Below are 18,783 nucleotides of genomic sequence, written 5' to 3'. Positions count from 1 at the left end.
AAGACTAACGGGCCTATAGCTCAGTTGGTTAGAGCAGAGGACTCATAATCCTTTGGTCCCAGGTTCAAGTCCTGGTGGGCCCACCAATAAAATCAATGACTTAGCGTGAGAACGCTAGGTCATTTTTTGTTAATGTGTAGTCGGTGTGTAGCAAATATTACCGCTAGACCCCAATAGATATATGGCTCTAGCTTGCAGCAATCAACTATTTGTTCATTGCGCCAGCTTCTCCGCTGCCAAGCTTGTTAATACCGTCTGCCTATGTTAATATGCATGAAACTTTAATAAAAAATCATGCAAAAAGAGCCTGTAACCCCCCCCTTAAATACTTCGCCTGAATTACGCGATAGCGCATTGGGGAGACTTCGCTCGCAGCTTAAGAGGGGTCATGTCTATAGAAGAGAGGATCTTTTAGGTAACTCCAATGCGGTTGACCGTCATTTAAAACAATTGGTTGATGCGGGTGATTTAGAGAAGCTTGCCCAAGGACTATATTACGCACCCAAATCATCTGTATTTGGTAGGGTGCCTCCGAAAGACAATGAGCTAGTAGAAGCTTTTTTAAAAGACGAGAACTTTTTGTTGCTTTCACCTAATAGCTATAACTCACTGGGCTTGGGAACAACTCAGCTATATAACAAGACTGTGGTGTACAACCATAAACGCCATGGCGTCTTTAAATTAGGCAATAGAAGTTTTGAATTTCGGGTAAAACCGCGCTTTCCAAAAAAGGTGGATAAAGAATTCTTATTGGTGGATCTATTGAATAATCTAGATTCGCTTGCCGAGAATAAAGATGATGTATTGACTAAGGCAGAGAAGCAGTTAAATAAGTTTGAAACTTCTAAATTGCAAAAAACAGTTAGTGCTTATGGGGCAGGGAGAACGAAGAAGCGGGTTTCATCTTGGTTGCGTGATACGCAGAGAGCGAGTGCTTAGTGCTTTTGCATGAACATAAGGATTTCAAAGATCTGATTGCTGCTGTATCAGACAATATGGGTATTGATCCCACATTGGTTGAAAAGGATTATTGGATCATGCATTGCCTTTGGGGATTGCAGCAACAAGGATTTACATTTGAATTGAAGGGCGGAACTTCATTATCCAAGGGGTTTGGATTAATCTATCGCTTTTCCGAAGATATTGATATCCGCATTGAGCCGCCAGTAGGCATGGATGTTAAGGCTGGTAAAAATCAAGATAAAGAAGCGCATATAAAATCTCGATCTGATTTTTACGATTGGGTTGCCAGTGAGCTAAAGATTCTTGGCATACAAGATGTTATACGAGATTATGCATTTGATGATCCAGAAAAAATGCGCAGTGGCGGGATCCGCTTAAATTACCAATCAATAATGCCATCGGTGGGTGGTTTAAAAGATGGTGTTTTATTAGAGTTAGGCTTTGACGATACGGCACCCAATCAGCCGGTAGATATTTCATCGTGGGCATACGATTATGCGATTAAGTACGTCAAAGAAATTGATGACAATAGAGCCAAAAATGTCTTGTGTTACTTGCCTGAATATACTTTTGTGGAAAAACTGCAAACCATCTCTACGAAGTATCGCCAATACAAAGATGGCAAAGGATTTCCTAAGAACTTCCTAAGGCATTACTACGACGTATATTGCCTCTTGGATTGCTCATCAGTGTTGGAATTTATTAAGACTGATAGGTATCAGACTAGGAAGGTAGAGCGTTTTCCCAAGTCCGATAACTTAATTATTTCTCAAAACCCAGCTTTTCTTCTGTGTGATTCGGAAGACCGAAAGTTGTTTGAATCAGAATATCAAAAAGTAGCTAGCCTATATTACAAAGGTCAGCCAAATTTTCCTGATCTATTAAATCGGATTAGTCATCATCTAAAGGTTTTGTAGGTAAATCCACCTTGGAGCAACGAAGTGTTAGATGGTTGCTCCAAAAATCCTTTGGTTTCGAAAACCAAAGAGTGAGGGATTACATTTTGTGATCTTGTTAATCTAGTTACACAAATACTCACACACCGATATTTAGGAGACGTAACCTCTTGAAATCTTAGTGGTTTTCTTTGGATGTCTGCTCTCATAACCAGAGAACCTAATCTCAACTTAAAACTCATAAAAAGCTAGCATTTGAGGCTAAAGGTTAGGTTCGGTCATTTGAGCGTTACTTTAAGTAACGCTGGGCATGCTAGAAAGTGTGCAGGCGATTACTGCACAGTTTGCCGATTGGCAAGACTAGATATATCAATTCAAGCTTATAAATTCATTTTTTAATAAGTGGAAACTTCTCTAAGGTTTTATTGAAAAAATAAACTGCTATCAGCAATATAAGAACATCAATTGCAATTGGATCAAAAGCCAGGGTGTAGTCCCTCAATCTCTCGCTAATAATCATAATAGGCAACATTATTGCGGGAGGGTGTAAGCATTCAAGCACCAGCATGAGAAAGAAGCTAATTACAAAGGCGGCGATCATTACCCATTGGGCATAGTCAAATACATATACAAATGCAAAGCCAATGAGTGAACATAAAAGATAAGATTGAAAAATTACACTAGCAGAGGTCATTTTCTTGCTTGGCATTGTAAATATCATTAATGCGCTAGCGATGAATGGCGCAAGCAGTAGCAAATTTTCTTTATCTAAGAGATGGTTAACCAATGATAGGATGCAGATAGTAGCGGTCGTGCCTATGGTGATGATAAATTGCTGCGTAAGAGAAAATTCAGAAGGGGTTGGCTTGAGCGCCTCATAAAGCTTATGGCACCAGATTTTTAATTTATTCATTAATCTATCGAGTAATTATTTAATAGTAGATAGCCACTAATTTAAACGATTTAATTTAGTTTTGGTGGTGCGAGAGTTATTAAACAAATTTTTTTGTCAAATATATCAACTGGGCCATTCTGTTTAAAATGTTGATGTATACGAGCTGGCATCTGGCCTATCTTTATTAGGCTTATGGGTTGAGATGGTTCCGATAGTGATGAAACATAAGGGCTGCTCTTTATCTTTTAATAAAAATAACTCTCTCATTTTTTGACTATAAAGAGCTTTGCCACTCGAAAGCCCAGATCCAAATCCTAAAGCGTTTGCCATTAATAAAATATTTTGAATTGCGCATCCCGCAGAGATGATTTTTTCTTGTTCGGGAATGTTATCTAGCTCATTATTGAGATTGACAGTTGCCAATAGCAACAAGGGACCTCGAAAAGCTTTCTGCTTGGCTTCATCAACCTGAGTTAGAGTTGCGCTTGGATCTCTTGCGATGAGAGCATCGGCAAATAAGTCGCCTAGTAAATTACGACTTTTGGAGCTAACTTCATAAAAGTGCCAGGGCGTTATTTTTCCATGATCAGGGGCAGCTCCTGCAGCATTGAGGATTTCTAATTTCTGAAATGGGCTTGGACCAGGATCAATTAGCCTTTTAGGCGAAACATGCTGGCGACTATGGATTAGTCCATGTGCAAAACTACCGAGCGAATCTAAATTACTAGAAGCCAAAATGACTCAGCCCCGGGTGATCATCCGGCCTTCTTCCAAGGGGCCAAAAGAATTTTCGATCTGATTCTTTAATAGGTAAATCATTAATACTAGCAAAACGCCTCATCATGAAGCCATTTTCATTAAACTCCCAATTCTCATTACCAAAGCTGCGGCTCCAGTTTCCCGAGTCATCATGGCACTCATAAGCGAAGCGAACTGCGATACGGTTACCTGTAAACGCCCATAATTCCTTTATCAATCGGTAATCAAGCTCCTTTGCCCATTTACGATGGAGAAACTCTTTTACTTGTTCTCGACCTTTCGGAAATTCAGCTCGATTTCTCCAAATGGTATCTTCAGTGTAGACCAAGGAGACTTTTTCAGGATCTCGGGTATTCCAAGCATCCTCAGCCATTCGAATCTTTTGGATAGCGGTTTCATTATTAAAGGGGGGTAATGGTGCTTTTTGTTCCATGGCTCTCTCTGTTTAATTTTAAATATTTGATCCCAACTACCCCCAAACGCTCCAGTCATTTGATTTCGGGGAGGGCTCGTTCCATTTCACCGGGTAATGCAGCGCCTTGCCAGGAGTTAATCGACTCCAGACGGCAGCTACTATTGCAAGAATCGTAACGCTTACTAAAACAACTGCTATGAGATGGCCAAAGCCAGCGTGCGCCTGAATCATAATCAGTGGATTAGCTCCCGCTGGTGGATGTACAGTTTGCGTTAATAATAGGATGCATAACGTAAGTACCTCTGCCAATAAGTAAACCCACAATGCGTCCTCAAAAAGTTGATAGCAAACTACTCCAATGAGGGCGCTGATTAAGTGACCACCAAATAAGGCTCGTGGTTGTGCCGCGGGAGCACCAGTCAGGCCAAATAGAAATATTGTTGAACCGCCTAGGGAGGCAAGTAGTAATGGGGTTGTCGGTGGTTTAGTAGCAAGAAGGGCCAAGCCAAGCGCAACGATTGCCCCCAATGAAACCCATGCCAAACGTTTAACTATTCTAAGCATGGTTTAGTGTAATCCAGCCATCGTCGATATTTGGGTAGCTTGTCTTATGATTGAGTTCGGACATATGACTTGTCCAGAGAGAATTTTCTGGGTAATAGACGCTGTTGATATGGCATCAATTTCAATAAACGGGGTGGGATCTTCGAATCGCTCTTCTGGGCTAGTAACTTGATTTCCATTTGAAGGTAAAAAATGCATTTCAGGTAATCGTTGTAGGGAGGCAGTGGGTTCACCCTCGCTTCCTCTCATCAAAATTGCATTTGCTGAACGAAGTTGAAAAAACTCCCGCAATTTTTCTGGATACTCTGGATGAGTGTAATTGGATACTTGCCAAGGGCTCTGAAGAGTTGGATTAATGAGTTTTGCAAGGACATGACCAGTATTCCGTAGGCCTATTCTTTCTCTGACGTCTAACAATCTTTGCAGCGCTGGGGAAATAACATTGAGGGGGCAAAAAATTGGCTGATTGGAATTTAAGAGGGTGCCAAATTCATTCTTAGTGTTTAGAATTGGCCACCCAAGCGATTTAAAAATTTCATGGCTCGTTACCCTAGTTTGATCTTTTTCTATTCCCTGAACAAGAACAGTAAAACCATAACTAGAAAGCATGCTGGCAAGAAGCGGCGTGAGATTTGCTTGCTTTCTAGCTCCGTTATAGCTTGGTAAGATTATGGTTGGACGAGAGCCTAGGTTGAGTAAATTTAGATGTGGTTCTAAAGCATCCATAAAGCCCATTAGCTCAGATACTGATTCACCCTTGATGCGCATAGCAATACAAAAAGCACCTAACTCAAGATCGCTTACGTTACCCTCTAGAATTTGAGCAAACACTTCTATGGCCTGATTGCGATCAAGATCGCAAGCGCCTTTACTACCTCGGCCAATGACCTTTAGGAATGATGTGATGCTCATTACAAGATTATGCAGCTACTTCTACTTGCTTGAGAAAGCTCGAAATAATTTGCTTGACTTCGGGTTTGCAAGAGCCACAATTGGTTCCACATTGAGTTTCAGATTGAAGCGAGTTCATAGCTTGATCGGGAGAGGTTCCTGTTGGCATTTTGCTTAAGCATTGCGTCATTGTGTCTGCAGAGATATTAAAGCAGTTACAAATTGCTTTGCCCTTAGACTTTATTTCCACAGGAGGTTTGCTGACGGGCATCAATAGAGATCGACCGAGCGTTTTTGCATCCAAGCCGCTCTCTAGGTACTCTCTTAGCCAGGCGGTACTTGCTAGACTATCAATGGAACCAGTGAGCATTGCAGATAGAACTTTCTCTTGAGCACGTACGAGCCGTACTATGCCTCTGCGTTTATCGCTATAGCGCATTACTGGCTCTCCAGAGGCCTCATCTAATTTGAATTTCTCCATCACTTGCTTTAGAGCTTGTGCGGCAAGAGATTCGGATTCTTCTAGCGGGTCATCGTGATGGGCAGCTTTGAATGAAACCCCAATCAGTTCACCATCTTGCTCTCTGCCAAATAAGACGCATTGGGCCGAGTCAAAGTGAGGCAAGATGCTGCGCAAACTGTTTTGAACAGAAAAGACTTCCTCTTTCGGGAATAGGCCGAAGGCAACGAGTTGCCAAGGAAGATTTGCTGGCAAAATCTTCACAGCTGCATGCTTCAACTCTGGCTGACCTGATACAGGATCAATCATGTTGCAGGTTAGTCCGTTGACTCCGCGGCCTGGTGTTTTACCAGCAGCGCCTGAAATAAACTCAGAACCCCAGTGCATCGCAATAAAGGCTTGCGAGGAGGCAATATCATCCGAAACTTTAATCGGAAAGATTTCGCTGCCTCTGCGACTAGTGACATGAACTAAATCACCATTTTCTAGATTCATCCTGCCTGCATCTTTGGGTGATAGCTCTACACAAGGCTCGGGTGAGTGCCCATAGAGTGTTCCAATCGTTCCGGTTCTACTCATACCGTGCCATTGATCTCTCAGGCGTCCCGTATTTAAGGCAAAGGGATAGCGTGCATCTACTGATTCTGCAGGTGCCTTATAAGGCGCAGCGATAAAGTGCGCTTTCTGATCTTTAGTGGGGAAGATACCATTTTCGTAAAGTCGCTTTTTGCCAAAGTAAGACCCTTTTGGCATTGGCCATTGTTGTGGCCCGCGTTCCTCGAGGATTTGGTAGCTCAGGCCAGTGATATCGAGATCACGACCGGCCGTACTCTCACGATGTTCATTCCAAATATCTTCTGGTCCGGCATAAGGGAAAAGCGTGGTAATTCCATCCTTTCTGTTTCCTGGAAGCAGCTCTTCTATAGCGTGTCCAATCTCCAAAGCAATTTGCCAATCATGTTTTGCAGATTCAAAGGGATCAATTGCGGGATTGACTTTGGAGATGCGGCGCTCTGAATTGGTAACAGTACCTACTTTTTCTGCCCAGGTAGTGGCGGGTAATAAGACATCCGCATAGAGGGTGGTTGCTGTATGCGCATAGGCTTCCTGAACCACAACAAACTCGGCTTTACTTAAGCCCTCATGAACGGCATTAAGATCGGGCATAGATTGTGCTGGGTTTGTGCAGACGATCCAAATAGCCTTAAGCTTTTCAGTGCGCAATGCTTCAAACATGGGGATGGCGCTAAGACCTGGTTTCTCCGGCACAGAGTGCACTCCCCAAAGGTTGGCAACTTCTGTGCGGTGCTCTGGATTGGCAAGATCGCGATGTGCAGATAGTAGATTTGCTAAGCCTCCAACTTCTCGGCCGCCCATCGCATTAGGTTGCCCGGTCAAAGAGAATGGACCTGCACCAGCTTTGCCTATTTGACCAGTAGCCAAATGCAGATTGACTAAAGCCGCATTCTTAGCGGTGCCTGATGCTGATTGATTTAATCCTTGGCAATACATCGATAAGGTTGCAGGTGAAGTAGCAAACCATTGCGCTGCTTGGAACAAGTCTTTTTCATTGATGCCGCAGATCTGACTCACTGCCTTAGGCGTGAAGTCCCTTACGAGATCACGCAGGGCATCAAAACCTGCTGTGTAAGAGTTGATATAAGACTCATCAATCCATTTCTCCCAGAGCATGATGTAAAGCATGCCGTGATATAGCGCAACATCAGTACCAGGCTGTATCTGAAGATAGAGATCGGCTTCTTTAGCGGTATCTGTTTTTCTGGGATCAACAACAATAACTTTGAGGTCTGGATTATTTTTACGGGCATCCTCAAGACGTCTATACAGAATTGGGTGAGCAAAAGCAGTATTAGATCCTGTAATAAAGATCGTGGATGCCGAATCTATATCTTCATAGCAGCAGGGTGGGGCATCCATCCCCAAAGTTTGCTTGTAGCCAGCTACTGCGCTAGACATACATAGGCGTGAATTGGTATCAATGTTATTGGAGCCAATTAAGCCCTTCATTAACTTATTGAAGATGTAATAGTCTTCGGTCAATAATTGACCAGAGACATAAATGCCAACGGACTCTGGACCATGCTCTTTAATGATGTCGGCAAATTTTTGGGCAACGGTTTGTATTGCTTCGGGCCAAGCAATATCTATCGGATCTTCGCCTCTTGTTTTGCGAATAGCCGGTGAACCTAACCGCGCTTGCATTTGAAGGCTTGGTTTTGCGGTGAGATGGAGGGTAGAGCCCTTACTGCAGAGTCTGCCAAAGTTTGCAGGGTGATCGGGATCGCCACGAACTCCGGTAATCTCGATCTTCCCATTGCTTGTAACTGCAGTTTCAATAATGACACCACAGCCAACACCACAGTAGCAACAAGTGCTTTTAACTTCAGCCATGTTTGTTTTGCAATTCCTCGCGGCTGAGCCAAACCACACCAGAATCAACTTTGACTGCAAAGGATTTAGCACAGCCCTCATCCGGAGCAACGGCGCAGCCAGTAGAAAGATCTATGTTCCAGGAGTGCAGTGGACAGGTTACAGATTTACCATGAACAATACCCTGTGAGAGAGGGCCACCCTTGTGTGGACACTTATCCAATACGGCAAATACTTCGTCTTCTGAATTTCTGAAAATTGCAATTTGACCAGCGGGTGCTTGAATAACCCGAGACCCTAGAACGGGAATCTCATCAACTGTTGTGATTTTCTGCCACTGATCAAGTTGGGTGGTGTTAGACATTGCCAACCTCAACAATAGGAATGGTTTTAAATTGACGAATATCTACACCAGCACGTTCAAACTCTTTCCAAGGATCTGGGGCATCTTTGAGATCAAATAGGAGTCTTTCATAAAGGGCTTTACGGCTTTCAGAATCTTCAACAACTTTTTGCTTAATGTATTCCATGCCAACTCGAGCTAGGTAATGGACGGTACGATCCAGATACCAAGCTTCTTCACGATATAACTGCAAGAATGCACCTGAGTACTCACGTACTTCTTCATCTGTTTTGACTTTACAGAGGAATTCAGCAACTTCAGTTTTAATACCGCCGTTTCCGCCAATATAAAGTTCCCAGCCAGACTCAACGCCTATGATGCCAACGTCTTTGATGCCAGCTTCTGCGCAGTTTCTGGGACAACCTGAAACCGCAAGCTTGACTTTATGAGGTGCGTACATGCCAAAAAGCATACGCTCAAGCTCAACACCCATTTTCATGGAAGACTGGGTACCAAAGCGACAATGTTCATCACCAACACAGGTCTTGACTGTACGAATAGATTTGCCATAGGCATGACCTGATGGCATATCTAATTCCTTCCATACTGCTGGAAGATCATCTTTTTTGATGCCAAGCAAGTCGATGCGTTGACCGCCAGTTACTTTTACTGTTGGTACTTGATATTTCTCAGCAACGTCAGCAATTCTGCGTAGCTCAGCAGGAGTGGTTAGTCCACCAAACATCCTGGGTATTACTGAGTAGGTGCCGTCTTTCTGAATATTGGCATGAGCACGCTCATTAATGAAGCGTGATTGTGGATCATCAATTGCTTCATGCGGCCATGTAGAAATCAGATAGTAGTTTAGGGCTGGGCGACAAGTCGCGCAACCGTTAGGTGTTCTCCAGCTCAATTCAGTGCGAACTTGTTCTTGGGATATAAGGTGACCAGAGCGTATTGCTTGACGAATCTCATCATGAGAAAGATCGGAGCATCCGCAAATCGACTTCTTTCTAGGGGTGGCTGAGTAGTCTGTACCAAGAACATTCATCAGTACTTGTTCAACAAGTCCAGTGCATGAGCCACAGGAACTACTAGCCTTAGTACACTTCTTCACTTCATCTAATGTAAAGAGACCTTGTTCACGAATGGCCTTAACAATCGTACCTTTTGTCACGCCATTACATCCGCAGATTTCATCTGCATCGGTCATACCAGCGGCTTTATTGTGACCTTGATGTCCAACGTCGCCAATATTGGATTCACCAAACATCAAAGTATCACGAATTTCAGCAACGCTTTGTTCGTCGCGCATGAGTTTGAAATACCAAGTGCTATCTGCGGTATCGCCAAACATACAAGCCCCAATCAAACGGTCATCTTTCAGAACTAATTTTTTATATACGCCGCCAATAGGATCAGCAAGCGTGATTTCTTCTGTGCCTTCGCCCCCCATAAAGTTCCCAGCGGAGAAGAGATCAACCCCAGTAACCTTCAGTTTTGTTGAGGTGACAGAGCCTTCATAACGACCGATACCGTATTCAGCCAGATGATTGGCACAAACTTTAGCTTGCTCAAATAAGGGGGCAACTAAACCATAGGCTGTGCCGCGGTGGCTTGCACACTCACCAACGGCATAAACTCTTGGATCAAATGTTTGCAGGGTGTCGTTAACAACAATGCCCCTGCTGCAATGTAAGCCTGCGGATTCAGCTAAGGCTGTATTAGGTTTAATACCTGCAGCCATGACAACTAAATCTGCAGGAATCTCAAGACCACCTTTAAAGCGAATAGAGCCTACGCGATCACCAACAGCATTAGGGCTGATTGCCTCAGTAGAGGTCTTAAGTAAAAACTTGAGACCTTTCTCTTCTAAAGATTTTTGTAGTAAATCAGCGGCCGCTTTATCTAATTGCCTTTCCATCAGCCAGTCTGCAAGATGGACCACGGTAACACTCATACCCCTGAGAGCTAGACCATTTGCAGCTTCTAGACCAAGTAGGCCTCCACCAATCACCACTGCATTTTTGTAGCGGGTTGCTACATCGATCATCTCGTTGGTATCTTTAATATCGCGGTAGGCAATAACACCAGGTAAATCATTTCCAGGTACTGGAAGGATGAAAGGAAGTGAGCCTGTTGCAAGTAGTAAGCGGTCGTATTTCTCAACTGTGCCATCATTGGCGGTAACAGTTCGCTCTTTACGATCAATCTTAGTAATCGTTTTGCCGAGATGAAGATGAATGCCATTGCTCTTGTACCAATCAAGGTCATTTAAAACAATTTGCTCTAGCGTCTGTTCACCAGCCAATACCGGAGAGAGAAGAATGCGGTTGTAATTGGGATGCGGCTCGGCACCAAAGATAGTGATGTCATAAAGCTCTGGGTCAAGCTTTAACAATTCTTCGATGGTCCGAACACCGGCCATCCCATTGCCAATCATGACTAGTTTTTGTTTTTTCATGCTTTGATCTTGAAGCTATCTGCGTAAGCTGCGGGGTTAGAGCCATTCCATACAACACCATCAAACAATTTGCTCGAGCGCATATCACTTTTTGGTATTGGAGTTTTTGAAGCCGTAGCAGCATCTTTGTAGATCGCGATATTGTTTACTTTTTTCGCAACCGCCAAGTAATCCGGATGTTCTTTGAGTAAACCCCAGCGCTTATGCTGAGTCATAAACCACATGCCATCAGATAGGTAAGGGAAGGTTGCTAAACCGTCGTTATAAAATTTCATAGCATGAGGATCGTCCCAAGTCTTGCCGATGCCATTGTTATAGCGGCCCATCATACGATCTTGGATTACGTTAACATCTGTGTTTACAAAGGATGGTGCAGAAACTAATTCTGCTGTTTTATGTTTGTTGGTTGTTGAAGAGTCGATATATTTTCCAGCCTCTAGAATGGCTGCTGTAACTGCCCGACAGGTGTTGGGATATTTTTTAGCGAAGTCAGAGGTTGTCCCTAAGGCTTTTTCTGGATGATCTTGCCAAATGGCTTGTGTGGTCATTGCTGTAAAGCCAACACCGTCAATGATCGCGCGGGCATTCCAAGGCTCTCCCACACAATAACCATCCATATTCCCGCTGCGCATATTGGCCACCATTTGGGGAGGAGGAACAGTAATGATCTTCGCATCTTTGAATGGATTAATGCCGTAGTTCGCAAGCCAGTAGTAGAGCCACATAGCGTGTGTGCCAGTAGGGAAGGTTTGTGCAAAAGTGTAATCACGCTTTTCTTTATCCATTAGGGCTTTGAGAGTTGCGCCATCGCTCACACCTTTTTGATAAAGTGCTTTTGACAAAGTAATTGCCTGTCCATTGTTATTCAATGACATTAGCAAAGACATGTCCTTTTGTTGACCGCCGATACCCATTTGCAGTCCGTACATCAAACCATAAAGGATATGCGACATGTCATTCTCACCATTGACTAGCTTGTCGCGAATTGCAGCCCATGAAGCTTCTTTGGTAGGAATGATCTTGACACCGTACTTTTTATCTAAGCCAAGATGGTTGGCCATGATGACTGAAGAGCAGTCGGTAAGGGCGATGAAGCTGATCTTTACATCAGTTTTTTCGGGGGCATCAGATCCAGCAGCCCATGCACCCGCCTTCACCATTGGGTCTATTAAAGACAATATGCTGGCAGAGCTAATACCTTGAATGAGTTTGCGTCGCGCAGGGTTGATATCGGAAGTTGTTGAAATAACAGTTTCTGGTGTTATCAGACTAGCTTTGATGTTTTCTTTCATACTGGGCTCCTTTGGTCGATAACTAACAATAAGGAATTTTAGTTTCTAGGAATTTTCTGAATGCTCTGAAATGGTGCACCAAAATAATGCATGAACCCTTTTGGTTCATTCATAAGTTTTAGAGGGATTCCCGACTGTTACAAATGATGCATGGAACAAATTGCACCATTAAGAGTTAAAGCCCTTAAATTAGATGGGCTAGTGTCCGGCGTTTACCTCATTGGTGCCGGACCTGGAGCTGCCGATCTTATTACTGTTCGCGGCTCGAGAATTTTGGCTCAGGCAGACATCGTTTTCTATGACGCACTCATTGATCTTTCCATGTTAGATTGGTGTTCTAGCACTAAATTGGTGCAAGTTGGTAAAAGATGTGGGTCACATTCGAGCTCTCAGCACTTTATTAACAAGCAATTAGTGGACGCTGCTAGCAAGTATTCAATAGTGGTGCGCCTCAAGGGTGGGGATCCACTAATCTTCGGTCGAGCGCAGGAGGAAATTGACGCCCTTGAGAAGTCAAATATTCCTTATGAAATTGTTCCAGGAATTACTACAGCCTTAGCGGCTTCTGCTGAATTGAAACAGCCGCCCACAACACGCGAACTAAGCCGTACCTTGACACTGACAACCTTGCCTGGTCGTTGTGCGCACGAAGATCATAAAACCGCCATTTATTACATGGCGCGTGACCAGTTATCTGAGGTTGCTACAGCCTTGATTACTCAAGGCTACTCAGCGGATACACCTGTTTGTTTAATGGAGTCAGTAAGCCTTCCAGCGCAGCGTAGTTTTGCTTGCACCTTAGAGCAATTGCGTTTTGGTGATGTTCATCATCATTTTTTAGATAAGCAACCAGTAGTAGTGATGGTGGGAGAAGTCTATAGAAAAAAACTTCAGACTTTATTTCCTTTCTTTGAGTCACAAAATCATTTAAATCTTTTGCAAAAAGCATCTTAATTATTTACTAGGAGATACATATGAATTCATATCGCCCGTTTGATCCAGATAGACCGCTATTTAGTAACCGCTGCAGTTGTGGACAGCATGCTTCTGAGTTAGACCATGCAAATTCTCTGTCAGCAAAAATGGATGTCGAGCAAGAAAGTGCAGATTTTGTCGAGGCTAGTTTAGTAAAAGCATTGTTTCCACAAGAGGCGCGTAGACGCGCATTCTTAAAAGCTGTAGGTGCTGGTGGTGCAATGAGTGCCTTATCAGGCTTCTTGCCGGTGGGTTCTTTGCAGGCAATGGCTCAAGAGAAGGCGCCACTCGAAAAACCAGATCTAAAAATTGGTTTTATTGCGATCACCTGTGCAACACCTTTGATTATGTCTGATCCACTAGGATTTTATAAAAAGCAGGGCCTCAATGTCACATTAAATAAAACGGCAGGCTGGGCTTTAATTCGTGACAAGATGCTCAACAAAGAACATGATGCATCCCACTTCTTGTCACCAATGCCGATTTCGATGTCTATGGGATTGGGTTCAGATCCTACCCAGATGCGTGTAGCAACCATTCAGAACGTAAATGGCCAAGCAATTACTTTAGCTAATAAACATAAAGATAATCGCGATCCTAAAAACTGGAAGGGCATGAAGTTCGCTGTACCGTTTGAATACTCAATGCATAATTTCTTATTGCGTTATTACGTTGCGCAAGCGGGGTTAGATCCAGATAAGGATATTCAGATTCGTGTAACGCCACCGCCAGAAATGGTTGCGAATTTACGTGCAGGCAATATCGATGGTTTCTTGGGGCCAGATCCATTTAATCAGCGTGCGGTATACGACGAAGTTGGATTCATTCATATCCTGACTAAGCAGATCTGGGATGGTCATCCTTGCTGTGCTTTTGGAACTTCAGAGGATTTCATTAAAAAAAATCCAAATACATTTGCAGCCTTATACCGTGCGGTACTAAATGCCTCCACTATGGCACGTGATCCAGCAAATAGACCTTTGATTGCCAAAGTGATTTCCGCGCCGAACTACCTTAATCAACCTGAGACAGTGGTAATGCAGGTTCTTACTGGTAAGTTTGCAGATGGCTTAGGTAATGTGCAAAACGTACCAGACCGCATCGACTTCAATCCAATTCCTTGGTACTCCATGGCGACTTGGATGTTGACTCAAATGCAGCGCTGGGGCTATGTCAAAGGTGACGTGAATTACAAAGACATCTCTGAAAAAGTGTTTCTACTTACTGATGCCAAAAAGTATATGGGCGAGACTGGTATTGCTGTGCCCCCATTGGCTAAGGTTGGATACAGAAAAGACAAAATTATGGGTAAAGAGTTTGATCCTAGCCAGCCAGCAGCCTACTTGAAATCCTTTGCAACTACCAAAGCCTAAACTCAGGGTTAATGAATGAAAACAGTATCAATTAAGGTTAAGGGCGCAATCCTATCAGTTGTGATTTTGCTAATGTGTCTTCTTATATGGCATATTGCAACGACTCAAAAGGTTGCGCCGCCTCCAGGTATCTCAACAAACTCTAGTGAGTACAACAGCCTCATGGGTCAAGGTGGTAGTGAGCCAGTTCAAAAAACTGGGTTTCCAACCTTAACGCAGATGGGGCAAACCATCTATAAGCAACTATCACATCCTTTTTATGACAATGGACCAAATGACAAAGGTATTGGCATTCAGCTTGCATATTCCTTAGCTCGTGTAGGTTTAGGTTTTTTTCTGGCAATGATAGTAGCTATCCCATTAGGATTTTGGATTGGTATGTCACCGTTGGCATATGCAGCATTCAATCCGTTTATTCAAATTCTTAAACCTATCTCTCCTTTGGCTTGGATGCCTATTGCCCTATACACCATTAAAGACTCTTCGATTTCTGGAATCTTTGTGATCTTTATTTGCTCAGTATGGCCAATGCTTCTAAATACTGCATTTGGAGTTGCCAGCGTCCGTAAGGAATTATTAAACGTTACCAAAACGTTAGAAGTCTCTTCATTACGCAAGGCATTCTTAGTAATTCTTCCTGCTGCTGCGCCAACAATACTTACTGGTATGCGTATTTCTATGGGCATTGCATGGCTGGTGATCGTCGCTGCTGAGATGCTTGTTGGTGGGACGGGAATCGGTTACTTCTTATGGAATGAGTGGAATAACTTATCGCTCTCCAGTGTAATTTTTGCAATTCTTTTAATTGGTATTGTTGGAATGTTGTTAGATACCGCATTCGCGAAGTTACAAAAGGCGGTTTCGTATGCAGAATGAAAATACCTTCCTTAAAGTCTCAAGCCTCAGTAAATCATTTAAAGCTGATGCACCCCCAGTATTTGAGGGTATCGATTTTGAAATCGAAAGAGGTGAGTTTGTTTGTATTATTGGACACTCTGGATGTGGCAAAACTACTATTCTGAATGTATTGGCCGGTCTTGAAGAGGCATCTGGTGGCGATGCGATCATGCTAGGTAAGCGCATTCAAGGGCCTGGCTTGGAGCGTGGGGTCGTTTTTCAAGGGCATGCATTAATGCCTTGGATGACTGTATTGCAGAACGTGGCCTTTGCAGTGAAGTCAAGGTATCCCGACTGGTCAAAGCAGCAGATTTCTGATCATTCCAAAAAATATTTGGCAATGGTTGGCTTAGTCAATGCTGAAAATAAAAAACCATCAGAATTATCTGGCGGTATGAAGCAAAGGGTTGGTATTGCAAGAGCTTTTGCAATTGAGCCCAAAATGCTACTGCTTGATGAGCCCTTTGGTGCTTTAGATGCATTAACACGTGGGGTTATTCAAGACGAACTCTTAAAAATCTGCAAAGAGACAAATCAAACTGTCTTCATGATCACCCATGATGTTGATGAGGCAATCTTGCTTTCAGACAAAATCATGCTGATGAGTAATGGTCCTAATGCACGCATTGCTGAAATCGTTGTCAATACCTTACCCAAAGGAAGAAAGCGAGCTAATTTACATCACGATGCTATGTACTATCCGATGAGGAATCATCTGGTTGATTTCTTGGTGAATCGATCAAAGGATTTGCAGATCAAGGGTGCAAATGGTGAGTTAGATGGCTATAAGCCTGTGAAAGTCCTTCCGGGCGTTGATACGGCTGTTGCTTAATATATTAAAACTAGGAGAAAAAGATGGATCGTTCAGTAGTTACACAGAAAATTATCGAAGCCAAAGTTCGTAAAGGAATGAAGTGGAGTGATATTGCCAAAGCCATTGGTGAGTCCAAGGAGTGGGTTACTGCTGGCTGCTTAGGTCAAATGACCTTCACTAAAGCCCAGGCTGAAGCTGCTGGCAAGTTATTTGAATTAACTGATGAAGAAATGGCATGGTTGCAGATTGTTCCTTACAAGGGTTCATTGCCTACCGCTGTTCCAACGGATCCGCTGATCTATCGTTGGTATGAAATTGTGAGCGTCTATGGCACTACTATCAAAGAATTAATTCATGAAGAGTTCGGTGATGGCATTATGAGTGCGATCGATTTTTCGATGGATATTCAGCGTGAGCCAGATCCAAAAGGTGACCGAGTGCAGGTAGTGCTATCAGGCAAGTATCTTTCTTATAAGACTTATTAATCAACCTAGCCTGTCCGTAAGCCACCTTCGGGTGGCTTTTTATTGGAGTATTCTTAGTAATCAATGACTAAACAATAGAGATTAAGCATGTCAGATAGCATTAATTTCAAAACGGTGGTGAGTCAAATCGGCGAGGCTGTGATTATTTCTGATCGGGATGAAAATATCTTGTTCTGGAATGCTTCCGCTGAGCGAATTTTTGGCTACAGTGAAGATGAGGCTTTAGGAAAAACTCTCAGCATCATTACGCCTGAGCGTTTTAGGGAGCGCCATTCTAAGGGCTACTTTCACACGATGGAAACTGGCAAAACCAAGTATGGCAATACTTTACTGCGGGTTCCAGCGATTCATAAAGATGGTAGATCTATTTCAATCGCCTTTTCAGTCACCATGATCTTTGATGACCATAATCAGCCTATGGCAATTGCAGCCATTGTTCGCGATGAAACAGAGCGATTCCAGGAGGAGCGCAAGCTCAAGGAAAAATTAGCCGCCCTTGAGAGCAGGATACAGCCTTAATATGAAAGCTATTATTTTTTTTGGGCATGGTGCGCGTGATTTACGTTGGCGTGAGCCTTTTGATCGTCTTGCTGCTTTGTGGCAAGCGCAGAATCCTGGTACTCCTGTAGAGCTTGCTTTCTTAGAGCTTATGCAGCCTTCTTTGTCTGGTGCAGTTCAAAAAATTGTTATACAAGGAATCAAGGATATTGTTGTTGTTCCAGTATTTTTTGGGCAAGGGAGTCACTTGCGCAATGACTTTCCTAAAATATTAGAAGACTGTCGGAGCGAGTTTTCAGAAATTTCTTTGAGTTCTACGCCTGCAGTAGGGGAAAATCTACTTGTTCTGCAGGCGATCATTAATTACAGCGAACATGCTTTGCGTTGATTTTTATAAAGAATTTTTTCTCCTATAGTTCGCTAGCAGTCATTATCTAAGGTCAGCAAATACAGCGTTACTTTAAGTAACGCTGTGGAGGCTACTTTCGACTAATAGTTGATTGATCTGTTAGATATTTAAAAAACCGGGTTGAATTTAGACTTTTTTCTTTGCTGGAGTCTTCTTAGCTATTGGCATAGATGGCTCGACAGTTTTTTTCTGCCTAACTTTTGGCGGCTGCCCATGAATCACTACTGCACTCATCTTTTTTGCAGGCGCAGAAATGGCACTAGATTTATTGGCGCCGCTCCAGCTTGGTTCAGGAATAGAATTAAATGCAGCTCGTAGCTTCTCTCCCCATACCTGATGGATCATTTTGTAATAGGGATTGGATTCATCTAAAGTCACTAGCTTACTTGCCTTAAGGGAATTCTTTTCGTAAACCAATAAATCTAGAGGTAGCCCAACAGAGATGTTGCTATTTAAGGTTGAGTCCATCGAAATCAAAGCGCACTTAGTAGCCAGATTTAGTGGAGTCAAAAAATTCAGAACCCGATCCAGAATAGGTTTGCCGTATTTGGATTCGCCAATTTGGAAGTAGCAAGTCTCTGGCGTTGCCTCAATAAAATTGCCAGCAGAGTAGATATTAAATAGACGTGGCCGCTCACCTTTTACCTGACCTCCAAAGATCAAGTTGCAGTTGAAATCAATGCCTGCTTTTTCTAAGGCCTTGTGATCGCGATCATAAACTTGCTTAATGGCATCTCCAACCACTACAGCTGCATCATGGGCGTTATCCACATTCCATAGATTTTTACCATTGAGCGTCTCACCTTGCAGAAGGATTTCTTTGGCAGCTTGGGTAATGGCTAGATTACCGGCGCTCATCATTGTAAAAAAGCGATCCTTGTCTTTTTGGAACAAGGTCATCTTTCTAAAGGTCCCGATTTGATCTACGCCGGCATTCGTGCGGGTATCCGATAAAAATACAAGCCCATCTTTTAAGCAAATCCCAACACAATACGTCAT

At 43.1% G+C, this 18,783-nt stretch carries 19 protein-coding genes and 1 tRNA gene; 10 read left to right on the top strand and 10 right to left on the bottom strand.

Going from position 1 to position 18,783, the window contains the following annotated elements; genetic code table 11:
- Positions 1–9 precede the first annotated feature (9 nt).
- The 3 genes from FD977_RS08865 to FD977_RS08855 all read left to right on the top strand — a co-directional run bounded on the left by FD977_RS08865 (position 10) and on the right by FD977_RS08855 (position 1,880).
- A tRNA-Ile gene (locus FD977_RS08865) sits at positions 10–86 on the top strand.
- A 208-nt stretch (positions 87–294) separates the two neighbouring features.
- The gene (locus tag FD977_RS10835) at positions 295–939 is read left to right on the top strand and encodes a DUF6088 family protein (RefSeq protein WP_251369474.1); all 645 of its coding nucleotides are present in this window, start codon (positions 295–297) and stop codon (positions 937–939) included.
- A complete protein-coding gene (locus FD977_RS08855; RefSeq protein ID WP_251369473.1) occupies positions 939–1,880 on the top strand; it encodes a nucleotidyl transferase AbiEii/AbiGii toxin family protein in 942 nt (313 codons plus the stop codon). Before FD977_RS10835 ends, FD977_RS08855 begins: the two co-directional genes overlap by 1 nt.
- A gap of 367 nt (positions 1,881–2,247) precedes the next feature.
- On the opposite strand, the gene FD977_RS08850 is transcribed toward FD977_RS08855, so the two are convergent.
- From FD977_RS08850 to FD977_RS08810, 9 genes are all read right to left on the bottom strand, one after another.
- Positions 2,248–2,772 carry an HPP family protein gene (locus FD977_RS08850; protein WP_215305079.1) on the bottom strand — a complete coding sequence of 175 codons (525 nt, stop codon included), beginning with the start codon at positions 2,770–2,772 and terminating at the stop codon, positions 2,248–2,250.
- Between the two features lie 123 nt (positions 2,773–2,895).
- On the bottom strand, positions 2,896–3,489 hold the full coding sequence (locus FD977_RS08845) for a nitroreductase (RefSeq protein ID WP_215305077.1): 594 nt from the start codon (positions 3,487–3,489) through the stop codon (positions 2,896–2,898).
- Positions 3,479–3,946 carry a nuclear transport factor 2 family protein gene (locus FD977_RS08840; RefSeq protein ID WP_215305075.1) on the bottom strand — a complete coding sequence of 156 codons (468 nt, stop codon included), beginning with the start codon at positions 3,944–3,946 and terminating at the stop codon, positions 3,479–3,481. The genes FD977_RS08845 and FD977_RS08840 overlap by 11 nt, the downstream gene beginning before the upstream one ends.
- Positions 3,947–3,982: 36 nt before the next feature.
- Positions 3,983–4,492, bottom strand: coding sequence for an HPP family protein (locus tag FD977_RS08835; protein WP_215305074.1), 510 nt, complete (start codon positions 4,490–4,492; stop codon positions 3,983–3,985).
- 3 nt (positions 4,493–4,495) lie between these two features.
- Complete coding sequence (ybiB, locus tag FD977_RS08830) at positions 4,496–5,404, bottom strand: DNA-binding protein YbiB (RefSeq protein ID WP_215305072.1); 909 nt, start codon at positions 5,402–5,404, stop codon at positions 4,496–4,498.
- Positions 5,405–5,411: 7 nt separating this feature from the next.
- Entirely contained in the window at positions 5,412–8,255 is a 2,844-nt protein-coding gene (locus FD977_RS08825) for a nitrate reductase (RefSeq protein WP_215305069.1), read from the bottom strand.
- Positions 8,248–8,598 (bottom strand): nitrite reductase small subunit NirD, encoded by a 351-nt coding sequence (nirD, locus tag FD977_RS08820; RefSeq protein WP_215305067.1) that lies wholly within the window; start codon positions 8,596–8,598, stop codon positions 8,248–8,250. The genes FD977_RS08825 and nirD overlap by 8 nt, the downstream gene beginning before the upstream one ends.
- A complete protein-coding gene (nirB, locus tag FD977_RS08815; protein ID WP_215305065.1) occupies positions 8,591–11,041 on the bottom strand; it encodes a nitrite reductase large subunit NirB in 2,451 nt (816 codons plus the stop codon). Before nirB ends, nirD begins: the two co-directional genes overlap by 8 nt.
- Positions 11,038–12,333, bottom strand: coding sequence for a CmpA/NrtA family ABC transporter substrate-binding protein (locus tag FD977_RS08810; RefSeq protein ID WP_215305064.1), 1,296 nt, complete (start codon positions 12,331–12,333; stop codon positions 11,038–11,040). The genes nirB and FD977_RS08810 overlap by 4 nt, the downstream gene beginning before the upstream one ends.
- Before the next feature lie 150 nt (positions 12,334–12,483).
- Between FD977_RS08810 and cobA the strand changes: the two genes are divergently transcribed.
- From cobA to FD977_RS08775, 7 genes are all read left to right on the top strand, one after another.
- Positions 12,484–13,287: a uroporphyrinogen-III C-methyltransferase gene (cobA, locus tag FD977_RS08805; protein WP_251369472.1), complete on the top strand. Its 804-nt coding sequence runs from the start codon at positions 12,484–12,486 to the stop codon at positions 13,285–13,287.
- 20 nt (positions 13,288–13,307) lie between these two features.
- Positions 13,308–14,681, top strand: coding sequence for a CmpA/NrtA family ABC transporter substrate-binding protein (locus tag FD977_RS08800; protein ID WP_215305062.1), 1,374 nt, complete (start codon positions 13,308–13,310; stop codon positions 14,679–14,681).
- Between the two features lie 15 nt (positions 14,682–14,696).
- Positions 14,697–15,557, top strand: a complete 861-nt coding sequence (gene ntrB, locus FD977_RS08795) for a nitrate ABC transporter permease (RefSeq protein WP_215305060.1) — start codon at positions 14,697–14,699, stop codon at positions 15,555–15,557.
- Positions 15,547–16,410: an ABC transporter ATP-binding protein gene (locus FD977_RS08790; protein WP_215305058.1), complete on the top strand. Its 864-nt coding sequence runs from the start codon at positions 15,547–15,549 to the stop codon at positions 16,408–16,410. The genes ntrB and FD977_RS08790 overlap by 11 nt, the downstream gene beginning before the upstream one ends.
- Positions 16,411–16,433: 23 nt before the next feature.
- Positions 16,434–16,877 carry a cyanase gene (gene cynS / locus FD977_RS08785; RefSeq protein WP_215305056.1) on the top strand — a complete coding sequence of 148 codons (444 nt, stop codon included), beginning with the start codon at positions 16,434–16,436 and terminating at the stop codon, positions 16,875–16,877.
- Positions 16,878–16,964: 87 nt separating this feature from the next.
- The gene (locus FD977_RS08780; protein WP_215305054.1) at positions 16,965–17,396 is read left to right on the top strand and encodes a PAS domain S-box protein; all 432 of its coding nucleotides are present in this window, start codon (positions 16,965–16,967) and stop codon (positions 17,394–17,396) included.
- A gap of 1 nt (position 17,397) precedes the next feature.
- The gene (locus FD977_RS08775; protein WP_215305052.1) at positions 17,398–17,763 is read left to right on the top strand and encodes a sirohydrochlorin chelatase; all 366 of its coding nucleotides are present in this window, start codon (positions 17,398–17,400) and stop codon (positions 17,761–17,763) included.
- Between the two features lie 147 nt (positions 17,764–17,910).
- Here FD977_RS08775 and FD977_RS08770 read toward each other — a convergent pair whose 3' ends face one another.
- Positions 17,911–18,783: a peptidase gene (locus FD977_RS08770; RefSeq protein WP_215305050.1), complete on the bottom strand. Its 873-nt coding sequence runs from the start codon at positions 18,781–18,783 to the stop codon at positions 17,911–17,913.

Source organism: Polynucleobacter sp. AP-Elch-400A-B2, from assembly GCF_018688355.1.
Lineage (GTDB): Bacteria > Pseudomonadota > Gammaproteobacteria > Burkholderiales > Burkholderiaceae > Polynucleobacter.
This window is presented reverse-complemented; position numbering and strand designations above follow the sequence as displayed.